Raw genomic sequence first — 24,126 nt, 5'->3', positions numbered from 1 at the left:
GAGGACAACAATGGAGCAAAAGCGCAATCAGCCACTGGCGCGCGACGCCATGGCCTATGTACTGGCAGGCGGTCGCGGCAGCCGCCTGAAGGAACTGACCGACCGCCGGGCCAAGCCAGCCGTGTACTTCGGCGGCAAGGCGCGCATTATCGACTTCGCCCTCTCCAACGCCCTGAATTCCGGCATCCGCCGCATCGGCGTGGCGACGCAGTACAAGGCCCATTCGCTGATCCGTCACCTGCAGCGCGGCTGGAACTTCTTCCGCCCCGAGCGTAACGAGAGCTTCGACATCCTGCCGGCCAGCCAGCGCGTGTCCGAGACCCAGTGGTACGAAGGCACCGCCGACGCGGTCTATCAGAACATCGACATCATCGAGGACTACGGCGTCGAATACATGGTGATCCTCGCCGGCGACCATGTCTACAAGATGGACTACGAGCTGATGCTGCAGCAGCACGTCGATTCCGGCGCGCAGGTGACGATCGGCTGCCTCGAGGTGCCACGCATGGAGGCCGTGGGCTTCGGCGTCATGCACGTCAACGACAAGGACGAGATCATCGACTTCGTCGAGAAACCTTCCGATCCGCCGGGCATCCCCGGCAATCCGGAAATGGCGCTCGCCTCGATGGGCATCTATGTGTTCCACACGCGCTTCCTGATGGATCTCTTGCGCCGCGACGCCGACGACCCGAATTCCTCGCGCGACTTCGGCAAGGATATCATTCCCTACATCGTCGAGAACGGCAAAGCCGTCGCCCACCGCTTCACCGCGTCCTGTGTCCGCTCCGACTTCGAGCGCGAAGCCTACTGGCGCGATGTCGGAACGGTGGACGCCTATTGGCAGGCCAACATCGACCTGACCGACATCACACCCGAGCTCGACATCTACGACAGCACCTGGCCGATCTGGACCTTCGCCGAGATCAAGCCGCCGGCGAAGTTCGTCCATGACGACGAGGACCGGCGCGGCTCGGCAATATCCTCGCTCGTCTCAGGCGACTGCATCATCTCGGGGTCGTCGCTCCACCGCAGCCTGCTATTCACCGGCGTACGCGCAAATTCCTACTCGCGCCTCGAGGGCGCGGTGGTCCTGCCGGACGTGAAGATCGGCCGGCACGCGCAGCTTCGCAATGTCGTCATCGATCGCGGGGTAATCATACCGGAAGGCCTGGTGGTCGGTGAGGATCCCGAACTCGACGGACGGCGCTTCCGCCGCTCGGAGAACGGCATCTGCCTCATCACCCAGGCGATGATCGACAAGCTCGACCTTTAGGGTCAAAACTCTAGGATCAGTCGCCCATGAATGTGCTTTCGGTGGCATCCGAGGTCTTCCCGCTGATCAAGACAGGCGGGCTCGCCGACGTGGCGGGCGCCCTGCCGCTGGCGCTTGCGGGAAACGGCATACGGATGCGCACGCTCCTGCCTGGATATCCCGCGGTGATGCAGCAACTGGCCAGGCCGCGCAAGGTCGCCACTCTGACCAGCGTATTCGGCGACGAGATGCGCATCCTGTCTGCGACCCATGCCGGCCTGGACCTGCTGATCCTGGACGCGCCAACCTATTTCGACCGCACCGGCGGCCCCTATGTGGACGTGACCGGCAGGGACTATATCGACAACTGGAAGCGCTTCGCCGCCCTGTGCCACGCAGGTGCGGAAATCGCCCGCGGCCTTCTGCCGGACTGGACGCCGCAAGTCGTGCATGCCCATGACTGGCAGGCGGCGATGACGCCGGTCTACATGCGCTACACCGGGCTCGAGCGCGTGCCGAACGTCATCACGGTGCACAACCTTGCCTTCCAAGGCCAGTTCGGGCCTGAAATCTTCCCCCAGCTCGGCCTGCCGCCGGACGCCTTCAGCGTCGAGGGACTGGAATATTACGGCGATGTCGGCTTCCTCAAGGGCGGGCTGCGCACCGCCTGGGAAGTGACGACCGTCAGCCCCACTTACGCGCAGGAAATCACCACGCCGCAATACGGCATGGGCCTGGAGGGCCTGATCAATGCCCGCGCAAGCGAGCTCGTGGGCATCGTCAACGGCATCGACACATCCGTATGGGACCCGTCGACCGATCCGCATATCGCCGCCAACTACGGCCCCTCGTCGCTTAGGCTCCGTGCCAAGAACCGCAGGGCGCTGGCGGAGCGCTTCAGCTTGATCAACGACGACGGCCCGCTGTTTTGCGTGGTATCGCGCCTGACCTGGCAGAAGGGCATCGACCTGATTGCAGAGCTTGCCGACTGGATCGTGGCCGAGGGCGGCAGGCTTGCCGTGCTCGGCTCGGGCGACCAGGGGCTGGAAGGCGCGCTGCTGGCCGCGGCCTCCCGTCACCGCGGTCGCGTCGGCATCGTCATCGGCTATGACGAGCCGCTGTCGCACCTGATGCAGGCCGGCGCCGACGCGATCCTGATTCCCTCGCGTTTCGAACCCTGCGGGCTGACGCAGCTCTACGGGCTGCGCTACGGCTGCGTTCCGATCGTCGGCCGCACTGGCGGCCTTGCCGATACCGTCATCGACGCCAACGAGGCAGCGCTCGCCGCGCGCGTCGCGACAGGCTTCCAGTTTGCACCCGTTGACGTTGAAGGGCTTCGACAGGCGCTTCGCCGTGCTTTCACCGCATTTAGAGAACCTAAGGTCTGGGCCCGGTTGCAAAATCAGGGCATGAAGTGCGACGTTTCATGGGAACGCAGCGCCGAACGCTACGCCAAACTTTATTCCAGCCTCCTTGCGAGAGTCTAAGTTATGATTAAGACCGTATCCACAACGCCTTACAGCGACCAGAAGCCCGGCACCTCGGGCCTTCGCAAGAAGGTGCCCGTCTTCCAGCAGGAAAACTATGCGGAGAACTTCATTCAGTCGATCTTCGATTCGCTGGAGGATTTTGCCGGCCAGACGCTGGTGATCGGCGGCGACGGCCGTTACTACAACCGTGAGGTCATCCAGATCGCGATCAAGATGGCGGCGGCGAACGGCTTCGGCCAGGTCCTCGTCGGCCGCGGCGGCATCCTGTCCACACCCGCCGCTTCCAACGTCATCCGCAAGCACAAGGCCTTTGGCGGCATCATCCTGTCGGCCAGCCACAACCCCGGCGGCCCGACGGAAGACTTTGGCATCAAGTACAACATCGGCAATGGCGGCCCAGCGCCGGAGAAGATCACCGATGCGATCTTCGCCCGCTCCAAGGTGATCGATACCTACAAGATCGCAGACGCCGCCGACATCAACATCGATATCGAAGGCACCCACACCATAGAAGGCACCAAGATCACCGTCATCGATCCGGTCGCGGACTATGCCGAGCTGATGGAGGAGCTTTTCGACTTCGCTGCGATCCGCGCGATGTTCGCCGGCGGCTTCCGCGTCGTCTTCGACGCAATGAGCGCGGTGACCGGTCCATACGCCAAGGAAATCCTCGAAAACCGGCTCGGCGCGCCGAAGGGATCGGTACTGAATTTCATGCCGCTGCCCGATTTCGGCGGCCATCATCCCGACCCGAACCTCGTCCACGCCCGTGCGCTCTACGAGGCGATGATGGCCGACGATGCACCCGATTTCGGCGCTGCCTCCGATGGCGACGGCGACCGCAACCTCATCATCGGCCGCGGCATCTTCGTCACCCCCTCCGACAGCCTTGCGATGCTGGCCGCCAACGCTCATCTCGCCCCCGGCTACAGCAAGGGTCTATCCGGCATCGCCCGTTCCATGCCGACGAGCGGCGCTGCCGACCGCGTGGCGGAAAAGCTCGGCATCGGCATGTACGAGACGCCGACCGGCTGGAAATTCTTCGGCAACCTGCTCGACGCCGACAAGGTGACGATCTGCGGCGAGGAAAGCGCCGGCACCGGCTCCAACCACGTGCGCGAGAAGGATGGCCTGTGGGCGGTTCTCCTCTGGCTGAACGTGCTTGCCGTGCGCAAGGAAAGCGTGCTCGACATCGTCCGCGAGCATTGGGCAGCGTACGGCCGCAACTACTATTCCCGACACGACTACGAGGAAGTGGATTCTGCCGCAGCGAACGGGCTGATCGCGGATTTGCGCGCCAGGCTTGCCGACCTGCCGGGCAAGACCTTCGGCGGGCTCACCGTCGAGAAGGCCGACGACTTCGCCTATCACGACCCGATCGACAAGTCGGTCAGCGAGCACCAGGGCATCCGCATCCTGTTTGCGGGCGGCTCGCGCATTGTCTTCCGCCTGTCGGGGACGGGCACGTCGGGGGCGACCCTGCGCGTCTACATCGAACGCTTCGAGCCTGACGCTGCCCGTCATGACATCGAGACGCAGACGGCTCTCGCCGACCTCATCGCGATCGCGGACGAAATCGCCGACATCAAGGGCCGGACGGGCCGCGACGCACCGAGCGTGATTACGTGAGGCTGCGGCACCCGCCCCTTTCGAAGGGACGGGTGCCGGACACTGCGGGGCGAACAGGAACGACGGGCGTTCTGTCGCTGCACTGCTCTCCATCAGGGGAATCTCCCTTCCTGAAGCCTTCCAGCGGAGACGTTTCGACAGGATGCCAGAAGCGATCGGGACCACATTGGGAGCATCGACAGTCGAGGACGGGGCAGCCTTCATCGTCCGCTCGCGCGATGCCAGCCGCATCGACCTCTGCCTGTTCGACGAGGAGGGGCGGCAGGAAATCCGGCGCGTTCCGATGCGGCGCAAGGGCGACCTGCACCATGCTTTCGTCCCGGGACTGGGCGCCGGCGCCCGCTACGGCCTGCGGGCCGAGGGCGTCTACGCCCCCGACCATGGCCTCTGGTTCGATCCGAGCAAGCTTCTCGTCGATCCCTATGCCAGAGAGCTCGATCGCCCCTTCGTTCACGACGCCCGCCTCACTCGGTTCGGCGAGGATACCGCCGACCTCGTGCCGAAGGCTGTTCTGACGGTTGACCGGCTCGCCGACGTCAAGGCGCCGCTTCTCGCTCCGGGCGCAGTGATCTACGAAGTCGCCGTGCGGGCTTTCAGCATGCTGCATCCCGAAGTGCCGCCGGAGATCCGGGGCACGATCGCCGCTCTGGCTCATCCCGCCGTTATCGCTCATCTGAAGCGCATTGGCGTCGATGCAGTCGAGCTCATGCCGATCGTCGCCTGGATCGACGAGCGTCATCTCCCCCCGCTCGGCCTTCACAACAGCTGGGGCTACAACCCCGTGGCACTGATGGCATTGGATCCGCGCCTGGCACCCGGCGGCGTGAAAGAGCTCGCCTCGACTGTGGCAGCCCTGCACGCCGAAGGGATCGGCGTCATCCTGGACCTGGTGTTCAATCATTCGGGCGAGAGCGACCGGCAGGGGGCCACGCTTTCCATGCGCGGCCTCGACAACCTGACCTACTATCGCCACGTCGCCGACCGCCCGGGAGAGCTCGTCAACGATACCGGCTGCGGCAACACGATGGCTTGCGACCATCCCGTCGTGCGCCGCCTGATCCTCGACAGCATGCGCCATTTCGTCGTCAATGCCGGCGTCGATGGCTTCCGCTTCGACCTCGCCTCGATCCTGGGACGCAGCGCGCACGGCTTCGACCCGAAGGCCGCCCTGTTCGAGGAGATCCACGTCGATCCCGTCCTGTCCGACCGGGTGCTGATCGCCGAACCCTGGGACATCGGCCCCGGCGGCTATCAGCTTGGCAATTTCCCTCCCGATTTCCTCGAATGGAACGACCGCTTCCGCGACGATGTCAGGCTGTTCTGGCGCGGTGATCCCGGGCGTCTCGGCACCTTCGCCACCGCCCTTTGCGGCTCGTCGAATGTCTTCCAGCGCGACGGCGCGACGCGCACCCGCAGCGTCAATTTCGTCGCCGCCCATGACGGCTTCACCCTGATGGACCTCGTCTCCTACGGCCGCAAACACAACGAGGCCAATGGCGAGGACAACCGCGATGGCCACAACGACAATCATTCATGGAACAACGGTGCTGAAGGGGAGACGGGTGACCCCGTGGTTCGCGCGGCCCGTCAGCGCGACGCGATGGCGCTCCTCTCAACACTCTTCGTCTCGAAGGGCGCGGTTCTGCTGACGGCAGGCGACGAAGGCGGCCGCAGCCAGCACGGCAATAACAACGCCTATTGCCAGGACAATGCCATCACCTGGCTCGACTGGTCGGCACTCGATGCGGAACTTGTCGAGCACACCGCAGCGCTCGCCGCAATCCGCCGCCGCTTCGACGTCTTTTCCGATACCGCGTTCCTGACCGGCCGGGGCGACGTCGAGTGGTTACGCCCGGACGGCCTGCCGATGCAGACAGGCGACTGGGACAATCCGCTCGCCTCCTCCTTCGTGATGCTCCTCGCATCGCATGACGCGCTCGGCGGCAGCAAGGTCCGCCTCGCCGTTTGCGTCAACAGGGGAAGGGACGGCGTGCCTCTGGCACTCCCCTGCCCGGGCTCCGGCAGCTGGCACAGTCTGCTTTCCCATGGCGGCGGTCCCGCAAGCGAAATCGCTCCACGCAGCATCGACATCCTCATTCAGCACCCTTGACCGGCAGGTCGAAATCGCCTGTACGAACAGAATGCTTTCCTTTCCCCATCCGTCGCTCTAAACATCGCCATAGCTTTGCACCCTGGGCTTGTGAAAGGACCGTTGATGCCTCGCGAAATCCATCTCACCGACGTAAGGGGCCTTGTCGGCGAGGAGATTGGCGTGTCGAAGTGGTTCACGGTGGACCAGACCATGATCGACCGTTTCGCCCAGGCGACGGAGGATCACCAGTTCATCCACACCGATCCCGTCCGCGCCGCAGCGGAAACGCCTTTCGGCGGCACGATAGCGCACGGCTTCCTGTCGCTGTCGCTTCTGTCGGCGATGAATTTCGACTGCGTGCCGCGCGTGCTCGAACAGACGATGGGCATCAACTATGGCTTCGAGAAGGTGCGCTTCATGACGCCGGTAAAATGCGGCGCGCGCGTGCGTGGCCGATTCAGGATGGCGGACGCGCGCTTTCGCGGGGCTGGCATGCTGATGGTCACCTACGACGTCACGGTGGAAATCGAGAACGAGCGGAAGCCTGCACTGACCGCCAACTGGATGACCATCATCCAGTTCGACCCCAAGGACCGGCCGGAAGACGCGTGAGCCGAAGCAAGCGCGCCTGCAGAACGACGCTCACGCCGCTCCAATAAAAAAAGGCTGCAACCGGTACGGTCGCAGCCCTTTTTGATCGCTTGAACTGAGGGCTCTGTCAAAGCCCTGCGTCTTCCGCCCCTTCCGCCAGCAGGCCGAAGGCGTAGGGTGCGAACGAACGCCAGCATTCGACGCGGAAGTCCTGCTCGCCCGTACGGAAGATCACCACCTCGATCTTGCCGAGAACGGTGCGCGCGCAGGCGCCGACCGGGAAGACGGCCGGCGAGAGGTCGTGCGGGCTGGCGCTGGCGATCGCTACCGCCGCCTTCGTTCCGGACACCAGCACCGCCGTGTTGCGATGGGAGACGTCGACCGCCGAATGAAGCACGTCGGCCTTGGCGGCCAATGCGGCGAGGTCCGCACCGTTCTCGTCGATCAGCAGCCATTCGTCCGGGCCGAGCCACAGCGCGTGCCTGCCGTCCGACGAAGCCGATGTCTTCGGCCTCGTCGGCAGATCGAGGCCGAGCGCCTTCGACAGGGCGGACACTGCATCCGCGCCTGCGCGCAACGACAGGCGCGAGGCCGGGCCGGCGGCGGTGACGTGAGCTACGGCGGAGCCGCCGTGGAAGCCGCCCAGCGGCGCCTTGCGGAGTGCTTGTTCAGCCATTGAGGCGAACTCCTTCCTTGTCGATGAACACCATGTCCGTCACCTCGACCGCGACCGTGCGGTCTGGCATCGGCACGTAGAGCGTCTGCCCCGTCCGGGAATGACCACCCTCCACCAGCGCAAACGCGATCGAGTGGCCGCAATTCTCCGACCAGTAGGCCGACGTAACGTGGCCGAGCATCTTCATCGGCACCGGCTGGTTCGGATCGGCGACGATCTGCGCCCCCTCCTCCAGCACCAGCTTCGGATCCTTGGTCCTGAGGCCGACAAGCTGCTTGCGGCCCTCCTTGACGAGATCCGGCCGTTTCAGGCCGCGAATGCCGACGAAGTCGGTCTTCTTCTTCGAAACCGCCCAGGCCAGACCGGCGTCAAAAGGCGTAACCGTGCCGTCGGTGTCCTGGCCGACGATGATGTAGCCCTTCTCGGCGCGCAGCACGTGCATGGTCTCCGTGCCGTAGGCGCAGGCGCCGAGCGCCTCCGCCCTGGCCCAGATCGCTTCCCACACCGCCTGGCCGTAGTCGGCGGGAACGTTGACCTCAAAGCCCGCCTCGCCGGTGAACGACATCCGGAACAGCCGCGTCGGCACGCCGCAGATCTTGCCCTCGCGGACGCTCATGTGCGGGAAAGCCTCGTTGGAGATGTCGATGCCTTCGACGAGCGGCGCGATGATCTCGCGCGCCTTCGGCCCCTGCACGGCGATGACCGCCCACTGTTCCGTGGTGGAGGTCAGCCACACCTTCAGGTGCGGGAACTCGGTCTGGAGGTAGTCTTCCATGTGGTTCATCACCCGCGGCGCGCCGCCGGTGGTGGTGGTGACGTGGAAGCGGTCCTCGGCGATGCGGCCGACGACGCCGTCGTCATAGACGAAGCCATCCTCGCGCAGCATGATGCCGTAGCGGCAGCGGCCGGGCTTCAGCGTATCCCAGGCGTTGGTATACATGAGATTGAGGAATTCTGCCGCGTCCGGGCCGACCACCTCGATCTTGCCGAGCGTGGAGGCATCGAACAGGCCTGCGACCTCGCGCACCGTTCGGCACTCGCGGTCGACCGCCTCCTGCATGGTCTCGCCGGCGCGCGGGTAGTACCAGGCGCGCTTCCAGTTGCCGACGTCCTCGAAGATGGCGCCGTGCGCCGCCTCCCAGGCATGCATCGGCGTCTTGCGGGCCGGATCGAACAGGTCGCCACGGGAATGGTTGATGATCGTTCCGAACGTCACCGGCGTATAAGGCGCGCGGAAGGTGGTAAGGCCCACCTTCGGGATCTCGCGGCCCAGCGTCTCGGCAGCGATCGCAAGCCCGTGCAGGTTGGAAAGTTTGCCCTGGTCGGTCGCCATGCCGTTTGTGGTGAAGCGCTTGATGTGCTCGATCGAGTGCATGCCCTCGCGCACGGCAAGGCGGATGTCCTTGGCGCAAACGTCGTTCTGGAAGTCGATGAAAGCCTTGACGTTCGTATCCGCACCCGCGCCTTCCGCCGCACCCGCCATGCCGCCGGTCCATTCGAAGGCGTTTTCGCCGCGCAGTTCGACCTTCTCGCCGCCGTCGTTGCCGGTCGCACGCGCCATCAGCTCGCCGGCCGCAAGCGCCTCCTCGATCGTGGCCTGCAGACCAATCGTGCCGTTGCAGGCGCCAACCGACAGGCAGTCCTGCGCATAGGTGCCCGGCAGAAACTGCCCGGTCTCGGCATTGTAGGCGACCTTGCCGCGCGACTGCGAGAACAGATGCACCGAAGGCGTCCATCCGGCCGAGGTCAGCAGCGCGTCAACCGTGATCGAGCGCTTGCCACCGCCGCCGTTGCGCACGACGGTGATGGCGGAGACGCGGCGATGGCCCTTGGTGTCGACCACCGAATGGCCGGTCAGCACCTCGATGCCGTGGCTGCGGGCCTCGTTAAGGACGGCATCACCCGGCTTGCCGCGGCTGTCGACGATGGCGGCGATCTGTACCCCGGCGCGCTTCAGGTCGAACGCGGCCTCGTAGGCCGAATCGTTGGCCGTATAGATCGCCACCTTCTTGCCGACGGCGACGCCGAAATGGTTGAGATAGGTGCGCGCGGCCGACGCCAGCATGATGCCTGGACGGTCGTTGTTGCCGAACACCATGTGCCGTTCGATCGCGCCGGTGGCGAGGATGACGCGCTTGGCGCGCACCTGCCACAGCCGCTCGCGCGGCGCCTTGCGGTCGGGGCGGGCGACATGGTCGGTCACGCGTTCGACGAGACCGACGAAATTATGGTTGTAGTAGCCGAACGCCGTGGTGCGGGACAGCACGGTGACGTTGTCCATCGCCGCAAGCCTTGCGGCCGCCTCCTGCGCCCAGACGAACCCTTCCTTGCCATCAACGGTGACTGAACGGTCGTAGTGCAGCGCACCGCCGACCTCGGGCTGCTCGTCGCAAAGGATGACACGGGCGCCGGTCGCAGCTGCCGACAGCGCAGCCGAAAGTCCCGCCACCCCTGCGCCGACGACAAGGACGTCGCAGGTGGCGTAGCGGTTTGCATAGTGGTCCGGATCTTCTTCCGTGGGCGCCGTTCCGAGGCCGGCGGCGCGACGGATGACGGGCTCGTAAACCTTCTCCCACGCAGCCTTCGGCCACATGAAGGTCTTGTAGTAGAAGCCGGCGGCGAAGAACGGCGACATCAGGTTGTTCAGCCCGCCCACGTCGAAGGTGAGCGACGGCCAGCGGTTCTGCGAGGTCACCTTCATGCCGTCGAAGACTTCCTGCACCGTGGCGCGCACGTTCGGCTGGCGACGTGCGGTATCGCGGGCGACGTCGATCAGTGCATTCGGCTCTTCGGGACCGGCGGACACGATGCCGCGCGGCCGGTGATACTTGAACGAACGGCCGACGAGGTGGACGCCGTTGGCAAGCAGCGCCGAGGCGACGGTATCGCCCTCCAGCGCCTCATAGCTCTTTCCGTCAAAGGTGAATCGCGCAGTCCTGGCTGGCGTCAGGCGGCCCTGACCGGCAATGCGATTGGCGCCGCTCATTTCGCAGTCCCTTCCGTGGCTTCATAGGTCTCGACCGTCTTCTCCGTGGCCGGATGGACGGCTGATAGATCGGGCTTTGGCTCGCCGGCCTTGTAGCTGGCGTAGAACTTGTCGCTGACGGTATCGCGCGCGGCATTGAAGAAGCGGCCGCAACCATGGATGTGGCGCCAACGCTCGAAGATGAGGCCCTTGGGGTTGTCGCGCAGGAAGAAGAACTCCGCGAACTCCTCGTCTGTGATGTCGGCGATGTTGGTCGGACGTGCGATATGCGCATCGCCGCCGTGGCGGAACTCGAGCTCGGAGCGCTCTTCCTCGCAATAGGGGCAATAGATCAGTAGCATGCGGTCTCTCCTGTCCCGCACCGGCAGCACCGATGAGCTTGCCGGGCGCGCGGGGAAAATGGGTTCAGTGCGCCACCGCGGCAGCCGCGGCCTCGTCGATCAGACGTCCCGTCCGGAAGCGGTCGAGGGTCAGCCCGGAGGCCAGCTTATGCGGCTCGCCCTTGGCGATCAGGTGCGCGAACAGGTGCGCCGAGCCCGGCGTCGCCTTGAAGCCGCCGGTACCCCAGCCGCAGTTGACGAAAAGGTTCGGAACGGGCGTGACACCCTGGATCGCCGAGCGGTCCGGCGTGTTGTCGGTGATACCGCCCCACTGGCGCATCATCTTGACGCGGCGGAACATCGGGAAGAGTTCGCAAATCGCGTCGAGGGTATGCGTGATGATCTGCAGGCCGCCGGTCTGTGAATAGGAGTTGTACTGGTCGGTGCCCGCACCGATGACGAGCTCGCCCTTGTCCGACTGCGAAATATAGGCGTGAACCGTGTTCGACATGACGACGCAGGGGAAGATCGGCTTCATCGGCTCGGAGACGAGCGCTTGAAGCGGGACCGAATGCAACGGCACCCGCACGTCGGCCATCGACATGATCACCGAGTTGTGGCCGGAAGCCGAAACCGCGATCTTCTTGGCGCCAATGAAGCCCCGGCTCGTTTCGACACCGGTAACCTCGCCGTTCGGCCCGCGCCGGATGCCCTTGACCTCGCAGTTCTGGATGATGTGCACGCCGCGGTCGGAAGCCGCGCGCGCATAGCCCCAGGCAACCGCATCGTGGCGGGCGGTGCCGCCGCGGCGCTGCAGGGCCGCCCCGTTGATCGGGTAGCGGGCGGTCGCGGAGATGTCGAGCGGCGGACAGAAGTCCTTTGCCTGCTGCGGCGTCAGCCATTCGTTGTCGATGCCGTGCAGCCGGTTGGCGTGAATGTGGCGCTTGAAGGATTGCTTGTCGTGAATGTTGTGCGACAGCATCATAACGCCGCGCGGCGAGTACATGACGTTGTAGTTGAGCTCCTGGCTGAGCCCTTCCCAGAGCTTGAGCGAGTGCTCGTAGATGTCCATGCTCTCGTCATAGAGATAGTTCGAGCGGATGATGGTGGTGTTGCGGCCGGTATTGCCGCCGCCGAGCCAGCCCTTCTCGATCACCGCCACATTGGTGATGCCGTGCTCCTTGGCGAGATAGTAAGCGGCACCCAGGCCATGACCGCCGCCGCCGACGATAATGACGTCGTATTCCTTGCGCGGCTCGGGAGAAACCCACTGGGGCTCCCATCCCTTGTGGCCGCGCAGCGCCTCGCGTGCGACGGCGAAGACCGAATATTTGCGCATCCGCCTTACTCCGTATGTCCGGGTCATTTCCGTGTCGTGGATAGAAAGCAAATCTGGCAAAGTTACAACGTTTTCTTTGCGACGCATTCCGCCGCGCTTGTGCTGCATGCGACATCCGAAAGCGCGACGCATGCAGCAGCTCCCTGCACAGTTAATTTTGCACGGCATTGCGCCGAACCGTCTGGACTTCCGCATGCCGATCTGGTATCCGACCTCCCAATCGCACGTCCTCCGGGCTGCGAAGCGAATTATGTATTGCCTCGTCGACCTGATGCCCCGAGGCTTCCAACACAAACCAAAGGAACGGGATACTCGTGCAGGTACTAGTCCGCGATAACAACGTCGATCAGGCGCTCCGCGCTCTCAAGAAGAAGATGCAGCGCGAAGGCATCTTCCGCGAAATGAAGATGCGGGACTACTACGAGAAGCCGTCGCAGAAGCGCGCACGCGAAAAGGCCGAAGCCGTTCGCCGCGTTCGCAAGCTCGCGCGCAAGCGCGCTCAGCGCGAAGGTCTGGTCAGCGGCGGCCGTACGGCTCGTTGATCCGTCGTTTTTTCGACGTTTTCAGATGCAAGGTCTGGCGGGGGCGAAGCTATCGCCGCCGCCTTTTTTGATGCGTTCGGGGCAACCCGGAGGTAGACGCATCGCCCGGCAGCCGCAAAGCGGCAAAGGCCGGTGGCGTCGGACAAGCCTTGGCGCCAAGCCAATGCGCGCAGGAGCCGGAACATGCGGCCCTGGCATTGCCGGATGGCAAATCGCCTGGCGGCGGACGCATACGGCCAAAATCGATGCAGGATCTGGCGCGGTAGCGCCTTGTTGAGGGACGATATCTTGAAAATGGCAGCACTCACGGGGCAATCGACTTCCAACCTGAAACGCCTTGCTCCCGCATCGGACCTTCGCCGGCCCGTCTCCGCAGCGCTCTTCACCGTCATTGCCGCGATTTCGCTGTCTGCATGCCAGAGCGCCGGAACGTCCACCGACGTCATCCGCGTCGAACGCGCCCAGGGCTCCACGGAGAACATCTCCTCCCTTTCCAGCGTGATCGCCGCCAACCCGCAGGATCCTGAAGGCTACAACGTGCGCGGGTCGGCCTACGGCCGCGCCGGCGAATCCCGCAAGGCTGTCGACGATTTCAATCGCGCCATCGAGCTCAACCCGCGCTTCTACCAGGCCTATGCCAACCGCGCGCTGGTGCTGCGCAGCATGGGCAAGCAGTCCGAGGCCGCCTCCGACTACAACATGGCGCTGCAGATCAATCCGAACTACGACGTCGCCTATATCGGCCGCGGCAACCTCTATCGGCAGGCCGGCCGGATTGACGAGGCCTTCAACGACTTCAACAAGGCGATCTCCCTCGACACGACCGACCCGCGCGCTTACCACAACCGCGGCCTGATCTATCAGCGGCGCGGCCAGCACGGCCCGGCGATCGAGGATTTCTCCAAGGCCATCTCGCTGTCTCCGAGCTCGGCAGAGCCCTACAACGGCCGCGGCCTCTCTTATGCAGCGCAGGGCGACGACGACAACGCGTTTGCCGACTTCAACACCGCGATCGGTCTCGACGGCAACAATGCCGAATCCTGGACGAACCAGGCGCTGATCTACGAGCGCCGCGGCGAGACGGCAAAGGCGGCGAAGTCCTATTCGCATGCCGTACGCCTCGATCCGAACTACCAGCCGGCCAAGGACGGCGTCGCGCGCACGCGCGGCGGCGCGGCCTGACGGCGGACACCGGGGCGCCGCGCGCGCGCCTGCATCGACGGCCTTCAAAATAACGCCCGGGGAGCGCATCGTTCTCCGGGCTTTTTCATGCCTATCGAAAGGAGCTCCGATGCCGCATCATCGGCATGTCATCGCAAGCATGCTTCGCCCTCTCGCCCATTCTCACCGACGGCAACAAAAATGCCCGCCGGATGAGGGCGGGCATTTGTCGAGGACGGGCGTAACGCTTCGCCTCAGTGGTTCATCGCCTTGACAATGTCCTCAGTCATCTTCTTGGCGTCGCCGAGCAGCATCATCGTACCGTCCTTGTAGAACAGCGTGTTGTCGATGCCGGCATAGCCGGAGCCCAGCGAGCGCTTCACGAACAGGCAGGTCTTGGCCTTGTCCACGTCGAGGATCGGCATCCCGTAGATCGGCGAGGACTTGTCGTCGCGGGCAGCCGGATTGGTCACGTCGTTGGCGCCGATCACATAGGCGACGTCAGCCTGGGCGAACTCGGAGTTGATGTCCTCCAGCTCGAACACTTCGTCATAAGGCACGTTCGCTTCGGCGAGCAGCACGTTCATATGGCCGGGCATGCGGCCTGCGACGGGATGGATCGCGTACTTCACCTCGACGCCGTTCGCCTTCAGCTTGTCGGCCAGCTCGCGCAGCGCATGCTGCGCCTGTGCCACCGCCATGCCGTAGCCCGGCACGATGATGACCTTCGAGGCGTTCGCCATCAGGAAGGCAGCGTCGTCGGCCGAGCCCTGCTTGACCGTGCGCTGGATGCCGTCGTCGGCTACAGCCGCCGTCTCGCCACCGAAACCGCCGAGGATGACCGAGATGAACGAACGGTTCATGCCCTTGCACATGATGTAGGACAGGATCGCGCCCGAGGAGCCGACCAGAGCGCCGGTGATGATCAGCGCGAGGTTGCCGAGCGTGAAGCCGATACCGGCGGCCGCCCAGCCCGAATAGGAGTTCAGCATCGAGACGACGACCGGCATGTCGGCCCCGCCGATCGGCACGATGATCAGCACGCCGAGCACCAGCGAAAGCGCCACGATCGCCCAGAAGGCGAAATGGCTCTCGCTCGTCGCCAGCACGGCGATGAAGGCAACGATCAGGGCCAGCAGCACCGCGTTGATCACGTGGCGGCTGGGAAGCAGGATCGGCTTGCCCGACATGCGCCCGTCGAGTTTCAGGAAGGCGATGATCGAGCCGGTAAACGTGATCGCGCCGATCGCAACGCCGAGCGCCATCTCGACGAGCGCCTGGCCGTGGATCGAGCCGACGTCGCCGATGCCGAAGGCGGACGGCGAATAGAGCGCTGCCGCCGCGACGAGGACGGCGGCAAGGCCGACCAGCGAGTGGAATCCGGCCACCAGCTGCGGCATCGACGTCATCGGGATCGATCGGGCGATATAGGCCCCCGCCCCGCCGCCGATCGCAAGGCCGAGGACGATGAGCGCAAGCCCGCCGAAGGACGGCGTCGCCAGCAGCAGGGTCGTGAGGATCGCGATCGCCATGCCGGTCATGCCCAGCATGTTGCCGCGCCGGCTTGTGGTCGGATGCGACAGCCCGCGCAGCGCCATGATGAACAGGACGCCGGAGACGAGATAGAGGAAGGCTGCAATATTCGGTGACATCAGCGCAGCCTCACTTATCTTTTTTCTTGTACATCGCCAGCATGCGCTGGGTGACGAGGAAGCCGCCGAAGATGTTGACGGAGGCGAGGACCAGGGCGACGAAGCCGAAGCCGGTCGCAACGCCGGAAAGCGAGATGCCGACGGCAAGCAAAGCGCCGACGACGATGACCGATGAGATCGCGTTCGTCACCGCCATCAGCGGCGTGTGCAGCGCGGGGGTGACGGACCAGACGACGTAGTAGCCGACGAAGATCGACAGCACGAAGATCGCAAGCCGGAAGACGAATGGATCGATCGCTCCGCCGGAGACGCCGTGCGCGGCCGCACCCGCCGCCTCCGGTACGTATTCGGCCGCAGTACGCACAGCCTCCACCGCACGCTCGAGATCGGAGATTGCCTTGTCCAGGAGCTCGTTGGCCATCATGCTTCTCCCTTCATCTGGGCGGTGGCGAAGTTCGGATGAACGACGGCGCCGTCGCGCGTCAGCATGGTCGCCTTCACCAGTTCGTCGTCGGGATTGACAGCAAGCGCCCTGGTTTCCTTGCCGACGAGCGTCTCGAGGAAGGTGACAAGGTTCTTCGCATAGAGCAGCGACGCGGACGCCGCGATGCGGCCCGGCACGTTCAGATAGCCGATCACCTTGACGCCCTCGACCTCGGCCACCTTGCCGGCTTCGACGCCCTCGACGTTGCCGCCGCGCTCGACGGCAAGATCGACGGCGATGGAGCCGGCCTTCATGCTCTTAAGCATGTCGCGGGTCACGAGCCGCGGCGCGGGGCGCCCGGGGATCAGCGCCGTCGTGATGACGATGTCCTGCTTGGCGATATGCTCGGCCACCAAAGCCGCCTGCTTGGCCTGGTACTCTTTCGACATTTCCTTGGCATAGCCGCCGGCGGTCTCGGCTGCCTTGAACTCTTCGTCCTCGACGGCGATGAACTTGGCGCCGAGAGAGGCGACCTGCTCCTTGGCGGCCGGGCGAACGTCGGTGGCGGAAACCGCAGCTCCCAGGCGGCGCGCGGTCGCAATCGCCTGCAGGCCGGCCACGCCCGCTCCCATGACGAAGACCTTGGCCGCAGGCACGGTGCCGGCAGCCGTCATCATCATCGGCATGGCGCGGTCATATTCGCAGGCCGCGTCGATCACCGCCTGATAGCCGGCGAGGTTTGCCTGCGAGGAAAGCACGTCCATCGACTGGGCCCGCGTGATGCGCGGCATCAGTTCCATGGCAAAGGTCGTAAGCCCCGCCTTGGCCATTGCGGCCAGCGCCTTGTCATTGCCGTAGGGATCCATGATCGCGATCACGATCGCCCCGGCCTTGTATCCCTTGATTTCCTTGTCGGCCGGCCGGCGTACCTTGAGCACGACGTCCGCGCTCTTGGCGTCAGCGGCCATGCCGATCCTGGCACCTGCCGCCTCGTATTCGCCATCGGCGATGCGCGATGCAAGGCCTGCTCCCGCCTCGACGATGACGTCGAAGCCGAGAGACTTCATCTTCTTCACGGTTTCGACAGATGCCGCGACGCGGTTTTCTGCGGGATCAATCTCCCGCGAGACAAACACGATCTCTCCCAATGCCAATCCTCCCCCAAGTTTGGCCAGGCTTCCTCATTCGGGCGTCCGGAACGGACGCCGCGTTCGGCGTTAAACGCCGGACGCTCAGCGCAGGAGGACGAAGCCGAGAACGTTGAGGACGATCAGAAGAACGAGCGCGGAAAAGAAGCCGACCCCGGCAAAGAAGCCGGCGGCCATTGCGATCAGCAGCGTCACGCAGAACATCGTCCCGTACTTGCTCGCATTGACGAACAGGTTGTAGGTCTTCTCGTGCTCCGCATAGTCCATCGGAGCGCCCGTTTCGACCGGCCCGGTGTGATGTTCAGCCATGCTATCGTCTCCTGTCTGCATACGCCCGGGCCTGAACGGCCGGGAACGCCCCCTCGCCGCGAAATGCAAGGCCGTGGTCCGGCACATGAATTCGCACAAAATGCACGGTCTCTGGCCTTACACAAAGGCTTGCAAAAGCGCAACGCGCCGGGCACCGATTCCGACATTTTTTGGGCGGCACGCGGCGCGACCCATGGCCGCGGCACCGCACCGGTTGGGCACTATCGCGCCAGGCTCTCGGCGCCGATCTGGATGCGGCTCGTTCCGAAATGCGCCAGCCGCGCGGTGGGACGCACCGTCAGCGGGCTCATGTCCGCGCTCCGGTCAAACATCATCCGCCGCTCGAACGCTTCGGACTTGAAGAACGGGAAGCGGACGTAGAGCTTCGGCAGCACTTCCTTCACCCGCGTTGCCATCAGCATCAGGTCGATGATGAACTTGCCCTGGTTGCTCTTCGGCGAGGCGACGAAGTCGGCGTCGAAGACACGTTTGTAGAAAGCGGAATGGGCCGGCTTGACCATCTGCAGGCAACGATCCGCCTGGAAATAGTCTGTCGCCATCGTGGCAAGGCGGAGCGTCAGGTAGGGAATAGCAGGCATCTCGTTCCAGATCTCGGGATCCGCGGCCAGACGAACCGGGTCGATCAGGGTCATCCCCGCATCCAGGAAGGCATTGAGTTCGTCGGGAAATATCTTGCCCGAGGAATTCACGCGATGTTCCGGCGTGACGTGGTGAAGGCGCACCGTGGAGATCAGCCGCTCGTCGTAATAAATGCCGAAGACATAGGCGTGGCTGTCGAAGTCGACCTCGTCGATGAGAAGCGGCGATTCTTCACCGAGATGCATCACCGCCCCTGCCTTGTAGGCCTTGTAGCGGATGCGGGCGACATCCTCCATGTCTTCGCCGGTCTCGACCCTGCGATACTCGACCCGGTCAAGCAGCTCCATCAGCTTGTCTGAAAATCGATTGGTGGCCGATTGTGAGGTCGCCATAAAACACAAATCCCCGGTTGAGTGACTGCGGCGCCTTCACCGCGCCGTTACACTCAATCATTTCGAGCAATTTGTGTAAATTACCATTTATTAACCTTAACAGCAATTAACGACAATTATAAGAATCAATACATTAGACGTTCCTTGCAGATTAGGAAATCTAGGCGACGTGGCGCCCGGTCTTCGCGCCGGCCCCGCCCGCCTTGCGGGCGAGCGCCTGCGTCAGGTCCAGGATCGCACTCGTCGACATCGGCGCGGCAAAGACGTAGCCCTGGATCAGATCGGCACAATTGTACTTGTTGATCAGCGCCAGCTGCTCGCGCGTCTCCACGCCCTCGACGACGATGCGCAGCCCCAGTTCGCGGGAGAGGTTGACCGTGCCGCGCAGCAGCTTGAAGCGCCGTGCGTCCTCGCTGATGTTGCGCACGAAGGAGCGGTCGATCTTGATCACGTCGAGCGGGAGCGCGTCGAGATAGCTGAGGCTGGAATAGCCGGTGCCGAAATCGTCGATGGCGATGGTGATGCCGCGGGCACGAAGCTCCTCCAGCACCGCCTGAACCTTCACCGGCTCCTCCATCAGGCAGCTTTCGGTGACCTCCAGATGCAGCCGCGACGGTTTCAACCCCGATTTCAGCAGCGCATCCATGACGACGCCGACGATGTCCGAGTTGCGCAGGTCCTGAACCGACAGGTTGACCGAAACGCCCATATGCTCGGCCCAGGTGGCGCAGTCGGCGCAGGCACGGTCGATGATCCGGCGCGTGATGTCGGAGACGATCCCCATTTCCTCGGCGATCTGGATGAACACCGTGGGCGGAACCGGCCCGCGCTCCGGATGCGTCCAGCGCGCAAGCGCCTCGCAGCATTCGATGCGAAGGCCGTCCGGCTGAAACATCGGCTGGTAGGCCACCGAGAGTTCATTGTTTGCCACCGCCTCGCGCAGGTCGGTCTTGAGCTTCTGCCGCTCGACGTAGCGGGCATCCATCTCCTCTTCGAAGGTGGTGAAGCCGCCCTTGGCCCTTAATTTGGTCTCGAACAGGGCGAGGTCCGCCTTGATCTGCATGTCCTCCATGCGGAACTGATCGCTCTCGCACAGCACGCCACCGGCGCTCAGCGACACCCGGAACGTCGATCCGGCGATCTCGTAGCTGCCCTGCACCTGCTGGTGCAGTCGCCGCATGCGCTCTTCCAGATCCTTGCGGTTGTTCTCATTGGCGAAGAACAGGATGAATTCGTCGCCCATCAGATGGCCGACAAGTGCCCGGTCGCCGGCCACCTTGCGTATGCGCTCGGCCACCATGCAGAGCACGCGGTCGCCCATCACGTGCCCCTTCATGTCGTTGACATGCTTGAAGTCGTCCACGTCGAGGACGACGAAGCCCACCGTCCCGGGCCGCTTGCGCTCTGCCAGGGCCTGCTGCACGAGGTCAGCGAAATAGGCGCGGTTCGGCAAGCCGGTGAGGCTGTTGTAGCGGATCATGTGGAGGATCTTGTTCTCCGCCCGCATGCGCGCCGTCACGTCCTCGAAGATCAGGACCGCGCCGCCGTTCTCCCGCTGGCTGGCGGTGAATTCCAGATAGAAATCGTCGGTGACCTGAACGAGCGCCCGCGAGCGCTCCCCTTTCAGGAGCTCGTCCAGCTTCTGCAGCAGCGTCTTGCTCTGCTCGGCATTGAGAAAGGTGCTTCGCACCCCATAGCGCAGCACGACATCGAGGTGGCAATCCTTGAGCCGCTCCTTGTCGCCGAGTTGCAGAAGCTCGCAAGCCCGGCGGTTGGCGACCAGGATGCGATGGTCGGCGTCCAGCATGAGCAAGCCGTGCGCCATGTTGTTGAGCGCCGCATCGAAACGGTCGGCGATCGTCTTCATGTCGCGCGTCGCAAGGGCCGCCTGCTCCAGGAAGCGGCGCACGCCGTTTGCCATCATCCTCGTCGTGAGGCTGAAGGGCAGGATCAGCAGCGCCAGCACCGCATGGTAGAAGTCCTGCAATCCGAGGAAGCCGACCACCATCGGGAAACAGGCGCAAAACGTCATGTAGTCGACGGCCCGGCGCGAGCCGCAGTTGCGCCCGACGACCGAGACCATCGTCGCAAGCGTTACGGATATGCAGGCAAGCTCGGCAAAGCTGTCGCGGCTGATCAGCAGGCTGTATCCGCTGGCCGTGCCGAGAATGAGCGTCGTTCCCACGGCGCCTGTATTGTACCAGTTTTCCCAGTAGCGGATGCCCTCGTTGTCGAGCTTGGACTGGTCGACGCGGTCGAAGCGGCGCATGCCATAGGCGCGCGTGGACCAAACGAGGACGATTGCGAAGGCGCAGGCGAGGAAGAAGGGGTCGGCCGTCTTCGCATAGACGAACGCGAAGGTGACGACATGCGAGATCATGCCGACGAACAGGGTTTGGCGGTTTCCGTAAAGCGAACTGACGAACGACAGATACACGTCGGTCGGCAGCGTGCTTTGACCTCGATCCTTCATGGACTCGGCGCTCCCATTGACGGGCGAGGGTTACCGGCGAAATTTTAATGAATGATTTCGAGAAATTATCCGATTGCACGCAGGAATGCACTTAATATCTACTACCTTTCCGCTGGTTTCGTAAATATCTTCAACCCTGTATTGCGCACGACCAATCCTGGTCGATTTTGCGCAACCTGACGTAGATGAGTGATGCAAAAGAAAGGACGGAAACAACCTGTGATCCGCGTACGCCGCATCACAACCATTTCATGATCGGGGCAGAAATACCGCGCAACACGGTTACCAGCTGACTAATGAAGCATGGCAAGAACTGGCCCGGACCTGAAGGTTCTGCTCGCCAACCCGGGGTGAGTCGCCCAACCATGCGCAAATCGAACAGGGGCGGCAGCTTGGCGATTGACTGGATGGCGGATTCCCGGCAAATCCTACTGATGGACGTTGCCCGCGCGTGAAACGCTTCGGCACCTGCGTCCTAAAAAGGGCGTCGGGCGGCCTCCTGCGACCGGTGCCGGTTCATCTCGATCGGAGTTCATGATGCCGAAACCAGTCGTCGCCATTCCCGCGGACATCCGTGAAATCGAAGGCAATGTCTGGCAGGCCACGCCCAACCAGTACGTCCGCGCCGCCGTCAAGGGAGCAGACGTTATCCCCTTCCTCGTGCCGGCGCTCGAAAGCGGGCATGATTTCGACGAAATCCTCGACCGGGTCGACGGTCTTCTGGTGAGCGGCTCGCGCACCAACGTCCACCCGTCCCATTTCGGCCGCGAAGCCACCGAGACGGACGGCCCTTTCGATCTGGCCCGTGACGCGACCTCGCTGCCGCTCATCAAACGGGCGCTGGAGCGCGGCGTTCCGCTCCTCGCCATTTGCCGCGGGCTACAGGAGCTGAACGTGGCGCTGGGCGGCACCCTCGCCAACGAGATCCAGGAGATCCCCGGAAACTGGGATCATCGCAAGCCCGACACAGCCGATCTCGACGTCGCCTACGGCATCCGCCAGGAGGTGCACGTGAAGGAAGGCAGCTGCCTCGCCTCGGTGATCGGGCCCGGCACCGTGCGCGTGAATTCGCTGCATCGACAGGCGATCTCGGCAGCGGCGCCGCGGCTTGCCGTCGAGGCCGTCGCGGAAGACGGCACGATCGAGGCGGTTTCGGTGATCGGCTCCAAGGCCTTTGCCGTCGGCGTGCAGTGGCACCCGGAGTACTGGGTCGGGTCCGACGACCCCTCAAACCGCCTGTTCAAGGCGTTCGGTGAAGCGGTGCGCGCCTACGCCGCCGGCAAGCTCGCTCCGGCGATGCGACAGGCGGCCGGCTGAACCCTTCGCGCGCCCAAGGCGGGTCGTGTTCTATCGAGATTCACTGGCGACGCATCGGCCTCTGATTTTGCGGATGCCTTTATCGCAAGACCGCAGCACACTTTGCGCGCGAGATCAGTGCGCCGCCTGCATCGTGATGACCGCGTTCGAAGGATCGATGACCTCGTAGAGGCCGTCGGTCTCCGCAAGCGTGAGAATCGCGTCTCCCGTCACGCCGGAGACGACGACGGTGCCGTCACCGGTCTCCGTCCAGTTCGCGGCATGCGACAGGCCGGGCCAGACGTCCTCGCACGGTCCCTCGGGCGTCAGGCGCATGCTGCGATGGGTCAGTTTCTCGCCGCGCGTCAGCGAACATTGCGCCTTCGTTTCGATGTTGGAGACCGAAAAGCCCACGCCGTTCTCCGCCCGGCCGATCTTCGGGATGGAGCCGGAGACGACCGGATCGACATCGGGGGCGGAATCGGCATCGAGCGACCACAACCCCGCGACGAGAGCCAACGCACCGATGGACGGGATGATCACTTTCCGCATGGGCTGCCTCCGAATTTCGCGATTCGAAAACAGCATGCGCCTGCAAGCTTGCCGCAAGGTTAACGGCCGGTTACTGCCGCGCGCTTTTGACAGTCTCGGCGCGGCTTGAACGTGCGGACGTGCTTTCAGCTTCAGTTGTCGTGACCACTGTGCCGAAGCGGGCCCGTCGACTGGCGAATACGCATCTCCGGCTTGATCAGGTGGATGCCGTCCGGCTCGTGGCTTCCCGAAAGCTTGTCGAGAAGCGCACGTGCCGCGCTCCGCCCGACTTCCGATTGTCCGTTCCAGACGGTCGTCAGCGACGGGGTTGCGATCGACGCCTCTTCCAGGTCGTCGTAGCCCGTCACCGACACGTCGCGCCCCGGTATCAGCCCCGCGCGCGCGATGCCGTTCATCAGCCCGATTGCGACGAGATCGTTCCAGCAGACGGCAGCCGTCGGCTTCTGCGGCAAGGACAGGAAGTTGACGGCCGCCTCGAACCCGCCCTGCTTGGAGCGCGGGCCGGGAATCCGCAGCGCCGGATCGACCTCGATGTTGGCCTTGCGCAGCGCGTTGACATAGCCCTGGTAGCGGTCGCGGCCGGTCGACGTCTGGTCGGTGCCGCCGACCATGGCGATGACGCGATGGCCAAGCCCGATCAGGTGGTTCGTCGCAAGCGAGATGCCGTAGCTGTCGTCGCCGCGGAAGATCGGCACGTCCAGCCCCTCGATCGAGCGGGCAATCAGGATCGCCGGCATGCCGTTGTCTTCGGCCAGCAGGATATCCTCCGGCGGCGTGCCGATGGCAGGTGACATGATCACGCCGTCGCCGCCGAGCTGCAGCAGCGTTTCAACGAAGTTGCGCTGCTTTTCGACCGAATCGTAATGGTTGGACAGGATGAAGGTCTGGCGGTCGCGGTCGAGTTCGCTTTCGATCGCCTTGAGGATCTCGCCGTAGAACGGGTTCATGATGTCGTGCACGACGACGCCGATGATGCCGGACCGCGACGTGCGCAGGCTCGCCGCCCTGCGATTGTAGATATAGCCCAGCGCCCGCGCCTGCTCCTTGATCCGGTCGCGCGTCGAAAGCGCCACCAGGGGGCTGTCGCGCAATGCCAGCGATACCGTCGCCGTGGACACGCCCAGTGTTTCCGCGATCGTGGACAGTTTGACCTTCTGCGCCATGCCCCTCCCCATATGTCCGCAGCACAATTTAAATCGTTT

General features: G+C 64.0%; 20 protein-coding genes. 8 read left to right on the top strand and 12 right to left on the bottom strand.

The genetic code is table 11. The features are described from left to right. Positions 1-10 precede the first annotated feature (10 nt). From glgC to CRO48_RS05595, 5 genes are all read left to right on the top strand, one after another. The gene (gene glgC / locus CRO48_RS05615; protein ID WP_097137136.1) at positions 11-1,273 is read left to right on the top strand and encodes a glucose-1-phosphate adenylyltransferase; all 1,263 of its coding nucleotides are present in this window, start codon (positions 11-13) and stop codon (positions 1,271-1,273) included. A gap of 26 nt (positions 1,274-1,299) precedes the next feature. Further along, a complete protein-coding gene (gene glgA / locus CRO48_RS05610; protein ID WP_097137134.1) occupies positions 1,300-2,739 on the top strand; it encodes a glycogen synthase GlgA in 1,440 nt (479 codons plus the stop codon). 3 nt (positions 2,740-2,742) lie between these two features. Continuing rightward, a complete protein-coding gene (locus tag CRO48_RS05605) occupies positions 2,743-4,371 on the top strand; it encodes an alpha-D-glucose phosphate-specific phosphoglucomutase (protein WP_097137131.1) in 1,629 nt (542 codons plus the stop codon). A gap of 142 nt (positions 4,372-4,513) precedes the next feature. Continuing rightward, a complete protein-coding gene (gene glgX, locus CRO48_RS05600; RefSeq protein ID WP_097137129.1) occupies positions 4,514-6,481 on the top strand; it encodes a glycogen debranching protein GlgX in 1,968 nt (655 codons plus the stop codon). Positions 6,482-6,586: 105 nt separating this feature from the next. Then, on the top strand, positions 6,587-7,075 hold the full coding sequence (locus CRO48_RS05595; protein ID WP_097137127.1) for a MaoC family dehydratase: 489 nt from the start codon (positions 6,587-6,589) through the stop codon (positions 7,073-7,075). Between the two features lie 106 nt (positions 7,076-7,181). Here CRO48_RS05595 and CRO48_RS05590 read toward each other — a convergent pair whose 3' ends face one another. The 4 genes from CRO48_RS05590 to CRO48_RS05575 all read right to left on the bottom strand — a co-directional run bounded on the left by CRO48_RS05590 (position 7,182) and on the right by CRO48_RS05575 (position 12,375). After that, positions 7,182-7,730, bottom strand: coding sequence for a sarcosine oxidase subunit gamma (locus CRO48_RS05590; protein ID WP_097137125.1), 549 nt, complete (start codon positions 7,728-7,730; stop codon positions 7,182-7,184). Continuing rightward, complete coding sequence (locus CRO48_RS05585; RefSeq protein ID WP_097137123.1) at positions 7,723-10,716, bottom strand: sarcosine oxidase subunit alpha; 2,994 nt, start codon at positions 10,714-10,716, stop codon at positions 7,723-7,725. The genes CRO48_RS05590 and CRO48_RS05585 overlap by 8 nt, the downstream gene beginning before the upstream one ends. Continuing rightward, positions 10,713-11,057 (bottom strand): sarcosine oxidase subunit delta, encoded by a 345-nt coding sequence (locus CRO48_RS05580; protein ID WP_097137121.1) that lies wholly within the window; start codon positions 11,055-11,057, stop codon positions 10,713-10,715. Before CRO48_RS05580 ends, CRO48_RS05585 begins: the two co-directional genes overlap by 4 nt. 64 nt (positions 11,058-11,121) lie before the next feature. After that, complete coding sequence (locus tag CRO48_RS05575; protein WP_097137119.1) at positions 11,122-12,375, bottom strand: sarcosine oxidase subunit beta family protein; 1,254 nt, start codon at positions 12,373-12,375, stop codon at positions 11,122-11,124. Positions 12,376-12,689: 314 nt separating this feature from the next. Here CRO48_RS05575 and rpsU point away from each other — a divergent pair, with 314 nt between their 5' ends. Together rpsU and CRO48_RS05565 are read left to right on the top strand one after the other, a co-directional pair. After that, complete coding sequence (gene rpsU / locus CRO48_RS05570; protein ID WP_097137118.1) at positions 12,690-12,917, top strand: 30S ribosomal protein S21; 228 nt, start codon at positions 12,690-12,692, stop codon at positions 12,915-12,917. Positions 12,918-13,205: 288 nt separating this feature from the next. Next, the gene (locus CRO48_RS05565; RefSeq protein ID WP_407071891.1) at positions 13,206-14,099 is read left to right on the top strand and encodes a tetratricopeptide repeat protein; all 894 of its coding nucleotides are present in this window, start codon (positions 13,206-13,208) and stop codon (positions 14,097-14,099) included. Between the two features lie 233 nt (positions 14,100-14,332). Here the strand turns inward: CRO48_RS05565 and CRO48_RS05560 are convergent, their stop codons facing one another. From CRO48_RS05560 to CRO48_RS05535, 6 genes are all read right to left on the bottom strand, one after another. After that, a complete protein-coding gene (locus CRO48_RS05560; protein WP_097137114.1) occupies positions 14,333-15,730 on the bottom strand; it encodes an NAD(P)(+) transhydrogenase (Re/Si-specific) subunit beta in 1,398 nt (465 codons plus the stop codon). A gap of 10 nt (positions 15,731-15,740) precedes the next feature. Beyond that, positions 15,741-16,151 (bottom strand): NAD(P) transhydrogenase subunit alpha, encoded by a 411-nt coding sequence (locus CRO48_RS05555; protein ID WP_097137112.1) that lies wholly within the window; start codon positions 16,149-16,151, stop codon positions 15,741-15,743. Next, the gene (locus tag CRO48_RS05550; RefSeq protein WP_097137110.1) at positions 16,151-17,302 is read right to left on the bottom strand and encodes a Re/Si-specific NAD(P)(+) transhydrogenase subunit alpha; all 1,152 of its coding nucleotides are present in this window, start codon (positions 17,300-17,302) and stop codon (positions 16,151-16,153) included. Before CRO48_RS05550 ends, CRO48_RS05555 begins: the two co-directional genes overlap by 1 nt. An 84-nt stretch (positions 17,303-17,386) precedes the next feature. Next, the gene (locus CRO48_RS05545) at positions 17,387-17,611 is read right to left on the bottom strand and encodes an aa3-type cytochrome c oxidase subunit IV (RefSeq protein WP_097137108.1); all 225 of its coding nucleotides are present in this window, start codon (positions 17,609-17,611) and stop codon (positions 17,387-17,389) included. Between the two features lie 221 nt (positions 17,612-17,832). Further along, on the bottom strand, positions 17,833-18,603 hold the full coding sequence (locus tag CRO48_RS05540; RefSeq protein ID WP_097137105.1) for an N-acyl amino acid synthase FeeM domain-containing protein: 771 nt from the start codon (positions 18,601-18,603) through the stop codon (positions 17,833-17,835). A 160-nt stretch (positions 18,604-18,763) separates the two neighbouring features. Beyond that, positions 18,764-21,076, bottom strand: coding sequence for a putative bifunctional diguanylate cyclase/phosphodiesterase (locus CRO48_RS05535; protein ID WP_097137103.1), 2,313 nt, complete (start codon positions 21,074-21,076; stop codon positions 18,764-18,766). Between the two features lie 537 nt (positions 21,077-21,613). On the opposite strand from CRO48_RS05535, the gene CRO48_RS05530 reads away from it, so the two are divergent. Further along, positions 21,614-22,393, top strand: coding sequence for a gamma-glutamyl-gamma-aminobutyrate hydrolase family protein (locus tag CRO48_RS05530; RefSeq protein WP_097137101.1), 780 nt, complete (start codon positions 21,614-21,616; stop codon positions 22,391-22,393). A 114-nt stretch (positions 22,394-22,507) separates the two neighbouring features. Here the strand turns inward: CRO48_RS05530 and CRO48_RS05525 are convergent, their stop codons facing one another. Together CRO48_RS05525 and CRO48_RS05520 are read right to left on the bottom strand one after the other, a co-directional pair. Further along, positions 22,508-22,924: a hypothetical protein gene (locus tag CRO48_RS05525; protein WP_141402011.1), complete on the bottom strand. Its 417-nt coding sequence runs from the start codon at positions 22,922-22,924 to the stop codon at positions 22,508-22,510. A 131-nt stretch (positions 22,925-23,055) separates the two neighbouring features. Beyond that, the gene (locus tag CRO48_RS05520; protein ID WP_097137097.1) at positions 23,056-24,087 is read right to left on the bottom strand and encodes a LacI family DNA-binding transcriptional regulator; all 1,032 of its coding nucleotides are present in this window, start codon (positions 24,085-24,087) and stop codon (positions 23,056-23,058) included. Positions 24,088-24,126 lie beyond the last annotated feature (39 nt).

This window comes from Rhizobium subbaraonis, from assembly GCF_900220975.1.
GTDB classification, from domain to species: Bacteria; Pseudomonadota; Alphaproteobacteria; order Rhizobiales; family Rhizobiaceae; genus Mycoplana; species Mycoplana subbaraonis.
This window is presented reverse-complemented; position numbering and strand designations above follow the sequence as displayed.